This is a genomic window from Dethiosulfatibacter sp., from assembly GCF_983023055.1.
Genome location: NZ_CEZJXU010000118.1, coordinates 3,930 through 5,875 on the forward strand (window position 1 = coordinate 3,930; position 1,946 = coordinate 5,875).

Annotated in this window: 1 protein-coding gene and 1 pseudogene; both read right to left on the reverse strand. The window is 34.0% G+C overall.

The genetic code is table 11. The annotated features are described in order from the left end of the window. Positions 1-99 precede the first annotated feature (99 nt). Positions 100-1,068: pseudogene (gene xerA, locus AC3AX0_RS05725) on the reverse strand (site-specific tyrosine recombinase/integron integrase). 219 nt (positions 1,069-1,287) lie between these two features. After that, positions 1,288-1,946 (reverse strand): class I SAM-dependent methyltransferase (locus AC3AX0_RS05730; RefSeq protein ID WP_487549346.1); only part of this gene is annotated, 659 nt, incomplete at its 5' end.

The following is a 1,946-nucleotide window of genomic DNA, read 5'->3' on the forward strand; positions in this document are numbered from 1 at the left end:
GCAAATATGTAGGTTGAGTTGCATCTAAAACATTCAATCTAATAACCTAAGTGTAATTTCATCAATTCCTTTACTTCAAGTTTCAATTTGTACTCTATCCTATCCAATATACTTCTTATGCGAATTCTTCACATTATTCTGATTTACCATTGCATACCTCATAGTCGTATCGATTTGCTGATGACCTAATAACTGCTGAACCTGCTCAATTGGCATCCCTTTGTCAATTGCTCTTGTGGCCATAGTCCTTCTAAACTTATGTGGATACACTTTTTCGATTCCTAGTTTTCTGCCAAGCTCTCTCAAACGAATTTCCACCCCATTTATTTTCAATCTTTCATGAGGATGATTCAATGAAACGAATAATGCTTTGTTTTTATCACAACGTTCCTTCTAGTAATTTTGAATATGTAGCTTTGCCCTGGCATCAAAGTAAACTCTTCTTTCTTTATCACATTTTCCATAGACAATACAATCTCTTTCCTCAAAATTAATATCCGAAATATCCAGATTTACTAATTCTCCAACCCTCATTCCTGTTGAAAGCAACAGGTCTATCATTGCGATATCTCTTGCTGTTTGGCATCCATCTCTCATTATTTCAATGTTCTCATCAGAAATAACTTCCTTAATAGTTTTTCCGATTTTCACTTTATGTATTCGTCGAATTGGATTTTTCATAATATAATTTTCTTCCTCAAGCCATGAAAAGAAGCTTGATAAATTCCTTCTGACATTATCTATGGTTACCTTGCTGCAATTATTCTTTGCTTGGTATTGTTTCAAGTATTCCCGGATAATCTCCGTTGTGATTTTTCTAACAGACAACTCTATAATTTCAAACATCTTTAATAAAGTAGCCCTATAGTAGCTTATGGTTCTTTCGGAACACCCTTCAATTTGTTTTGCTGATAAAAACATGTCCACATAATCTTGATTCTGAATTATTTCTACTTCTTCATCACTATCTTCTAATCTTTTTATCAACGTTTCTTGCAAGTGTTTCATTTGCGATATGTTCAGATATTCCGCCATATCATTCAAAACATTATAGATTTGATTTTGCATTTTAGTACACTCCTTTTTAAAAAAAGTATATCAAATGCTTATTCGAAGTATCATTGCATAGCTGAATCAAATAATATTTGTGTCTCGTTAAACGATTCTTGAACCTCAAGCTTTCAATTTGTAGGTATCTCGTTACTTACGATACGGTTCGCCATAAATGCCTTATCACCGGTTTTATATCACCTGCACTTATGATTACAAATTATGAAATAAGAATAACTATTCTTTAACTTCAGCATAAGCAATTCGTTCAATTGGCATGATAGCCATCTCTCTTCCAATGGGTTCAAAATAACGCCTTTTGTAATCTGTATTACCAACATCTTCTATCAAGACAAGGCCACATTGCTCTATAAACACTGATATCTTTTCAGGCTCAAGACCAGTAATCCACTCTTCTCCAACTTTCTTAGCCAGTTTTATAACCTTTTGGTATTCAGGAAAAGACTCTGAAGAGGTGAATAGACTTTTAGGCACATATGTGAATACAACTTGGCTGCCTTTTAAACAAGATGCAATATATTCCAAAGTACCAACGACTGCTTCAAGCGTGATATATTGCGTAACTCCTTCCCAAAGAAACAATGTTCTCTTATCTTTATCATAACCAGCCTTAACAAGTTCATCTCCAAGATTTTGAGTATTAAAATCAATCGGTACAAACCTAACATGTGCAGGGATGCCACCTTCTAATCCCGACATTATATTTTTATAATTATCCATAACAGGTTTTTGGTCAACGTGGTAGTATTCTAATCCTTTGAAATCAAATCTTAAACATTTAGTGTCATAACCCCCACCTAGATTGACAACGGCATCAAATTTATTTGCAATCGCAGCCTCCAAAACATCATCCATATACTTTGTTCGGCTGATAA